8 protein-coding genes are annotated in these 7,660 nt (G+C 46.7%); all 8 read right to left on the bottom strand.

Going from position 1 to position 7,660, the window contains the following annotated elements:
* Positions 1–157: 157 nt before the first annotated feature.
* The 8 genes from rfbC to K6C05_RS04240 all read right to left on the bottom strand — a co-directional run bounded on the left by rfbC (position 158) and on the right by K6C05_RS04240 (position 7,569).
* Positions 158–751, bottom strand: coding sequence for a dTDP-4-dehydrorhamnose 3,5-epimerase (gene rfbC / locus K6C05_RS04275; RefSeq protein WP_296731654.1), 594 nt, complete (start codon positions 749–751; stop codon positions 158–160).
* 225 nt (positions 752–976) lie between these two features.
* The gene (rfbD, locus tag K6C05_RS04270; RefSeq protein ID WP_296731653.1) at positions 977–1,888 is read right to left on the bottom strand and encodes a dTDP-4-dehydrorhamnose reductase; all 912 of its coding nucleotides are present in this window, start codon (positions 1,886–1,888) and stop codon (positions 977–979) included.
* 264 nt (positions 1,889–2,152) lie between these two features.
* Positions 2,153–3,136: a dTDP-glucose 4,6-dehydratase gene (rfbB, locus tag K6C05_RS04265; RefSeq protein WP_296731651.1), complete on the bottom strand. Its 984-nt coding sequence runs from the start codon at positions 3,134–3,136 to the stop codon at positions 2,153–2,155.
* 204 nt (positions 3,137–3,340) lie between these two features.
* Positions 3,341–4,234 carry a glucose-1-phosphate thymidylyltransferase RfbA gene (gene rfbA, locus K6C05_RS04260; RefSeq protein WP_296731650.1) on the bottom strand — a complete coding sequence of 298 codons (894 nt, stop codon included), beginning with the start codon at positions 4,232–4,234 and terminating at the stop codon, positions 3,341–3,343.
* Positions 4,235–4,378: 144 nt separating this feature from the next.
* On the bottom strand, positions 4,379–5,485 hold the full coding sequence (ychF, locus tag K6C05_RS04255; RefSeq protein WP_296731648.1) for a redox-regulated ATPase YchF: 1,107 nt from the start codon (positions 5,483–5,485) through the stop codon (positions 4,379–4,381).
* Positions 5,482–6,513 (bottom strand): UDP-glucose 4-epimerase GalE, encoded by a 1,032-nt coding sequence (gene galE / locus K6C05_RS04250; RefSeq protein WP_296731646.1) that lies wholly within the window; start codon positions 6,511–6,513, stop codon positions 5,482–5,484. The genes ychF and galE overlap by 4 nt, the downstream gene beginning before the upstream one ends.
* Positions 6,514–6,525: 12 nt before the next feature.
* The gene (gene galU / locus K6C05_RS04245; protein ID WP_296731643.1) at positions 6,526–7,395 is read right to left on the bottom strand and encodes a UTP--glucose-1-phosphate uridylyltransferase GalU; all 870 of its coding nucleotides are present in this window, start codon (positions 7,393–7,395) and stop codon (positions 6,526–6,528) included.
* A gap of 18 nt (positions 7,396–7,413) precedes the next feature.
* Entirely contained in the window at positions 7,414–7,569 is a 156-nt protein-coding gene (locus tag K6C05_RS04240) for a hypothetical protein (RefSeq protein ID WP_296731641.1), read from the bottom strand.
* Between the last annotated feature and the right edge of the window lie 91 nt (positions 7,570–7,660).

The following is a 7,660-nucleotide window of genomic DNA, read 5'->3' as shown; positions in this document are numbered from 1 at the left end:
ATATTATAAATTATATTTATAATAAAAGACTGGCATTACAAAAAATCGTAATACCAGTCTTTTGTAGAGCTACAATGTAAACTTAAAACAACTTCCCTGCATATTTATAAACATTAGGTGTAGGAATAACAAGTAATATTCATCAGACAATTTTACTTTAGGGTAGTACTGACGGACAAATGTTTTTTAATGTTTTCCATTTTTTATCCTTGTCACTGAGCTTCAGGGGAGTGCCATCTGATAATTTGTATTCTCCGGCCGCCCCCACAAGTTCCGGCCAGGCGATGCCAATATCAGGATCATTCCAGGCAATGCCGCCTTCATCCTCCGGATGATAAAAATCAGTGCATTTGTAACAGAACTTTGCCATATCCGACAAAACCAGAAAGCCGTGGGCAAAGCCTGGAGAGATATAAAACTGCTTATGATTTTCCTCAGACAGTATTTCACCGTACCACTGACCATAGGTAGGGCTCCCATGCCTGATATCCACAGCCACATCAAACACCTTGCCCTGTATCACCCTTACCAGTTTTCCCTGGGGATGTTGCTTCTGAAAATGGAGCCCCCGGAGAACCCCCTTGCTGCTCATGCTTTCATTATCCTGCACAAAGGTCATATCCAGCCCGGCGGCTATCATATCCTGCTGGTTATAGGTCTCGGTAAAATAGCCCCGGTTGTCACCGTAAATTGCCGGTGTAATAACATATAAGCCTTCAATAGGTGCTTTCTCAACTTCTATTTTTCCCATAATTCTCTCCCTATAATGTGATTAATGCCTCCACCCTTCGGGGTGAACCTCATCCGTCACACTTCGTGTGCCACCTTCTCCAGAGGAGAAGGCTTTTATTCTGCCTTCCCCTCTGGGGAAGCACCCTTCGGGTACTAGGCATAAGGCCAGCATACCAGTCGCTGGCACATGTGCCGTCAGTGCTGGGCCATGCGAGGCGGATGAGGGCCTGTATGCCCTCAGGCGTTACTGTATTTCCTTCAAATACCGCTTTACTGCATCCTGCCAGGTTGGCAGCGGTGTAAATCCATTTTCAATCAGCTTTCCCTTATCCAGCCGACTGTTAAAAGGCCGTCTGGCCTTACTTAAACCATATTCTGCCGTGGTTACCGGTAACACCTTGGTAGCCAGACCTGCCTGTCGGTAAATCTCACAGGTGAAATCATACCAGCTGATATATCCCCCCTCATTGGTGGCGTGATAATAGCCATACTTGTCGCTTTCCAGCATATCCACCAGCAAACGGGCCAAATCGAAGGTATAGGTTGGCGTACCGATCTGATCGTTGACCACCCGGACCGTATCGTGGTTTTCCGCTACCTTCAACATAGTTTTGATAAAATTCTTGCCGTTTTTACCAAACACCCAGGCAATTCGCACAATAAAATATTTATCCAACAGCTGACTGACGGCTTTTTCCCCCATCAGCTTGGTTTCTCCATAGTAATTCAGCGGGGCATAATCCTTACAATCCGGCTCCCACGGGTCAGTGCCCTCTCCGGAAAAGACATAGTCCGTACTCAAATAAATCAGCTTACAGTCCGCCTGCTGACAAGCCCGGGCTATATTTTCCGTACCGGTAACATTTACCGCCCATACCTTGTCTTTGTTGTCGGCATCCTCGGCTGCATCCACAGCAGTCCATGCCGCACAATGCACAACAACATCAGGCTTCTGTTCCAGAATATTTTTTTGGACAGCATCCTTATCAGTAATATCCATTTGTATATAAGGCAGGGAACACACCGAGGTTCTGTCCTGCTCCCCCATATATGAATCGCCAATATCTGAGCCTATAGCTTCATGACCCCTTTTATGAGCCTCATTCATCACATCATGCCCCAGCTGTCCAGCCACACCGGTAACTAAAATTTTCATAATAATTGCACCTCATCTGAGCGCTGAAACGCCCTTCGGATTGAACCTCATTACGACTCTATAATTCCCTTCGGGGTGAACCTCATCCGTCACACTTCGTGTGCCACCTTCTCCAAAGGAGAAGGCTTTCATTCCGCCTTTCCCTCTGGGGGAGCACCCTTCGGGTACTAGGCACAAGGCCAGCATACCAGTCGCTGGCACATGTGCCGTTGGTGCTGGGCCATGCAAGGCGGATGAAGTCCTGCCCAACGGGGAAAGCTATGCTTAATTCTTAATCAGCAACGGCTCCCACCAGTTTTTATTATCCAGATACCACCTAATGGTCTTCTTGATGCCGTCAGCAAATTTAGTCTCCGGCAGCCAACCCAGCTCGCGATGTATCTTTGCCGGATCTATGGCATATCTCATATCGTGGCCCTTGCGGTCAGCCACAAAGGTAATCAGGCTCTCAGGCTTACCAAGCTCCTTGCATATTAGCTTCACAATATCAATATTGCGCATTTCATTATGGCCACCTATATTATAAATCTCCCCTACACGTCCCTTGTGAAGAATCAGGTCAATGGCACGGCAATGATCCTCTACATACAGCCAGTCCCGGACATTGATGCCCTCTCCATAAACCGGCAGTGTCTTATCTGCCATAGCATTGGTAATCATCAACGGTATCAGCTTCTCCGGGAAATGGTACGGCCCATAGTTATTACTGCACCTGCTAATGGTAACAGGCAATCCATAGGTACGGTGATAAGCCATTACCAAAAGATCGGCCCCGGCCTTGGAGCTGCTGTAAGGAGAGCTGGTATGGATAGGCGTCTCCTCTGTAAAGAACAGATCAGGCCTGTCCAGGGGAAGATCCCCATACACCTCGTCAGTGGAGACCTGATGATAGCGCTTAATGCCATATTTGCGGCAGGCATCCATAAGTACCGCCGTTCCCTTTATATTAGTTTCAAGAAAAATATCCGGATTATCGATGGAACGATCCACATGACTTTCTGCAGCAAAATTCACCACCATGTCAGGAGATTCTTCTTCAAACAAGGCATATACCGCTGTCCTGTCACAAATATCCGCCTGAACAAATCTAAAATTCTCCTTGTTCATCACAGGCTCCAGGGTGGACAGATTACCGGCATAGGTTAATTTATCCAAACATATAATTCTATAATCCGGATGTGCCTCCATCATGTGAAAAACAAAATTACTGCCAATAAAACCGGCTCCTCCGGTCACTATTATAGTCATAACAATTCCTCTTTTTTTATCTAATTTTCCTTCGGGTTAGACCTCATCCACCGCAAGCGGTCCCCCTTCCCCAGAGGGGAAGGCTTCAGTCACGATTTTCCGGATATGGATTTCACCGCGATTCTCTTCCCCAGAGGGGAAGGCTTTAGTCACGATTTTCCGGATATGGATTTCACCATAGCCCCCTTCCCATAGGGGAAAAGGCTAGTGGATGTCAATATATTTTCCATCCAGTACATCCTTCAGGTACTGGCCGTACTGGTTTTTCTTCAATATCTCATACACCTTCAGCACATCTTCTTTGGTAATCCAGCCATTAAGATAGGCTATTTCCTCCAGGCAGGCTATTTTACGGTGCTGATGTGTTTCCAATGTCTTCACAAAATTAGTAGCATCCACCAGGGATTCATGTGTCCCGGTGTCCAACCAGGTAAACCCTTGTCCCAGCAGCTCCACATTAAGCTGCCCCTGTTCCAGATAGATTCTGTTCAGGTCAGTAATCTCCAGTTCTCCCCTGGCACTGGGTTTTAGTCCACCTGCATAATCAACAACCCTGTTATCGTAAAAATAAAGTCCCGTTACACAGTAGTTGCTTTTTGGCTGCTTGGGCTTTTCCTCAATGGATACAGCCTTGCCTTCCTTGTCGAATTCCACAATGCCAAAACGCTCCGGATCATCAACATAATAGCCGAAAACTGTAGCTCCCTGCCCGGATGAGGCATTTTTCACTGCTGCCAGCAGGCGTTTGGTGAGGCCATGTCCGGCAAAAATATTATCTCCCAGAATCATCGCCACTGAATCATTACCAATGAAATCCCTCCCGATAATAAAGGCCTGTGCCAACCCATCAGGACTTGGCTGAACGGCATAGGATAGATTAACGCCAAAATGTCTGCCATCACCTAACAAATCCTTGAACCTTGGCGTATCCTGGGGAGTGGAAATAATAAGTATATCCCGAATCCCTGCCCGCATCAGCACTGACATGGGATAGTATATCATCGGCTTATCATAAACAGGCAGGAGCTGTTTGGATGTCACCATGGTAAGCGGATACAGGCGAGTCCCGGAACCGCCTGCCAAAATTATGCCCTTCATTAACTTAATCCCCCTCCGATAAATTTTTGAAATACTTTCCGGCATAGCCCAAAAGCAGTACATCGATAAATACTACAAACAAACCATTATGTATTCAGTAAGAAGGCCGCCTTCTCTCCCCCGAAAAGACGACCTATATGACAATTATACATTAAATCTGAAGTAGGTCACATCTCCATCCTGCATAATATAATCCTTGCCCTCAAGCCTTACCTGACCCTTTTCCCTGGCAGCTGCCACTGAACCGGCAGCTACCAGATCATCAAAATTGACTATTTCTGCCCGGATAAAGCCCCGTTCTATATCAGAATGAATCTTACCTGCAGCCTTTGGTGCAGTAGTTCCCTTTACAATGGTCCAGGCCCGGCACTCATCAGGTCCGGCAGTCAGGAATGTCATAAGCCCCAGCAAATCAAAAGCTGCCTTTATGAGTTTTTCCAGGCCTGACTCCTCAAGGCCCATATCCGCCAAGAATTCCTTGGCCTCCTCATCATCCAGTTCGGCAATTTCAGATTCAACACGGGCGGAAATAGTAACCACCTCTGCCCCCTCAGCTGCGGCATATTCCTTGACCCGCTGCACATGTGGATTATCCTTATCTGCCGTAGTCACCTCATCCTCACTCACATTGGCAACAAATAAGGTAGGCTTCAGGGTGAGGAAATTCATTTCCTTTATCATGTCCTGTTCATCCTGGGACAAATCAACACTGCGGACTGTTTTGCCCTCATCCAGGGCAGCCTTGATTCTTTCCAGCACAGCAGCTTCTGCCTTTGCTTCCTTTGCACCGGATTTCGCCAGCTTGGTGAGCTTCAAAAGTCTGCGCTCCAGAACCTCCAAATCAGCAAGGCACAATTCCGTATTGATTATTTCAATATCACGAATAGGATCTATTGACCCCTCAACATGGGTGATATCTCCATCATCAAAGCAGCGTACCACCTGAGCCACAGCATCCACCTGACGGATATGCTCCAAAAATTTGTTGCCGAGACCTTCACCCTTGGAAGCTCCCTTTACCAGTCCGGCAATATCAACAAACCTGAAGGCTGCAGGAGTAGTTTTTTTGGACTCATACATATCATGAAGCACCTGCAATCTGGTATCAGGCACTTCTACAATTCCCACATTTGGTTCTATGGTACAGAAAGGATAATTTGCAGCCTCTGCTCCAGCCTTTGTAATGGCATTAAACAATGTACTCTTGCCAACATTTGGCAAGCCAACGATTCCTACTTCTAAATTACTCACTTTTCTATCTCCAATCCATCGTACCCGTTAGGGTTATTTTTCTGCCAGCGCCAGCTATCCCGGCACATATCGGCCAGATTCCGCTTTGCCTTCCAGCCCAGCAGCTTTTCTGCCTTGCCGGCATCTGCATACACAACAGGCAAATCGCCCCCACGGCGGGGCCCTATTTCATAAGGAACCCTGATATTATTTTCTTTCTGAAAGGTGTTTACCATATCCAGGACACTATAGGGCTGACCTGTTCCAAGGTTGATGATCTCTACACCTTTGTGGTTTTGACTGAACTCCACTGCCTTTACATGGCCATCAGCCAAATCCATTATATGAATATAATCCCGCAGACAGGTACCATCCGGAGTGTCATAATCACCACCAAACACGGTGAGCTTTTCCCTTTTCCCTACAGCCACCTGAGTAATATAAGGCATGAGATTGTTTGGTATCCCCCGTGGATTTTCGCCAATCTGTCCGGAAGGATGAGCGCCTATAGGGTTAAAATACCTCAGCAGTATAACCGTTAGTCGGGGATCAGCAACAGCTGCATCCTGAAGTATCTGCTCCATCATGGATTTGGTCCACCCATATGGATTGGTACAGCTGCCCTTGCGCATCTCCTCATTGCAGGGCGCAGGATTTTCTTCCCCATAAACCGTTGCTGATGAGGAAAAAACTATTTTTTTGCAGCCGGTTTTTTCCATGCACTCCAGCAATGTCAAGGTAGTATCTATATTGTTGCGATAATACCGTAGCGGTTGCTTTATGGATTCTCCTACCGCCTTCAGTCCGGCAAAATGAATAACACAATCCGGCTTTTCCTTGTTCATTATGTCAAAAACAGCCTTACTATCTGTGGCATCAGCCTCGTACAGACTGACAGGTTTTCCGGTCAATTTTTCCACGCGCTTTATGGCCTCCGGACTGCTGTTATCATAATTGTCCAAAACCACAACATCATGGCCACTCTCCAACAATGCTGCACTGGTATGCGACCCTATATAGCCCGCACCCCCTGCTAATAAAATCTTCATATGTCGTACCTCTTACTTCAGTAAATCCACCAAATACTGTCTGAACTCCTGCCCCAAATCATCACGGCGCAGGGCAAACTCTACTGTAGCCTTTAAAAATCCCAGCTTGTCACCTACATCATAGCGTTTGCCATCAAAGCAGTACGCCCACACCGGCTCACTTTTTGCCAATACCTTCAGGGCGTCTGTGAGCTGTATCTCATCCCCCTTACCCGGAGGAGTTTTTTCCAGTATGTCAAAAATTGATGAAGAAATTATGTAACGCCCCATAACAGCCATATTGCTTGGTGCCTCATCCACCGATGGCTTTTCAACCATATCAGACACCTTCAGCAGCCCTGCTCCGGTGATTTTCTCCCCGGCAACAACACCATAGGCGCTGACTTCCTCATCAGAGACCAGCTGGCACCCCAGGACACTGCCACCGTATGCCTCATGTATATCTATAAGCTGCTTTAGGGCTGGTTTTTCCTGGTTATAAACCACATCATCACCCAGGAGGACAGCGAAAGGGTCATCCCCCATAAAGGAACGGGCGCACAGGATGGCATCACCCAGGCCTCGCATATATTTCTGTCGTATATAATGAATATTGATATCTGCTGTTTCCCTGACCATTTTCAGCAGATCATCCTTATGTTTCTCCTCAAGCATAGCCTCCAGTACCGGGGCTGAGTCAAAGTGGTCCTCAATAGCCCTCTTGGCATGACCGCTTATGATGAGGATCTCCTCTATTCCACTGGACAATGCCTCTTCCACAATGTATTGAATTGTCGGTTTATCAACTATAGGCAGCATTTCCTTAGGTGTAGCCTTGGTAGCCGGTAAAAAACGGGTGCCAAAACCTGCTGCCGGAATAACTGCTTTCTTTATCTTCTGCATTATACAATCCCCCTCCAGCTAAGAGTTTCCATAGTTCCCCATAATACATTTCATTATATCATTTTTAGTACTACATATCAAAAAACCTGGCCCATTAAAATGGCCCAGGTCTTTGCATCCAAGCTTATAACGCCATTGTTCAAATTTTTCTTCTTTAGAAGAAAAATCTTCCAATTAGCGTTTCAACGAGCTGGGAGATATGCTCGCCAGCTGTTGTAGTTTGTTTTCCCCCACCTAAAGAGGAAGGGGACATCTTAAAGCTCGT

Origin of the sequence: Anaerovibrio sp., from assembly GCF_024697385.1 — a bacterium.
Taxonomy (GTDB): domain Bacteria; phylum Bacillota; class Negativicutes; order Selenomonadales; family Selenomonadaceae; genus Anaerovibrio.
The sequence above is the reverse complement of the archived record's forward strand: the minus strand, read 5'-3'. Positions and strand labels throughout refer to the sequence as shown.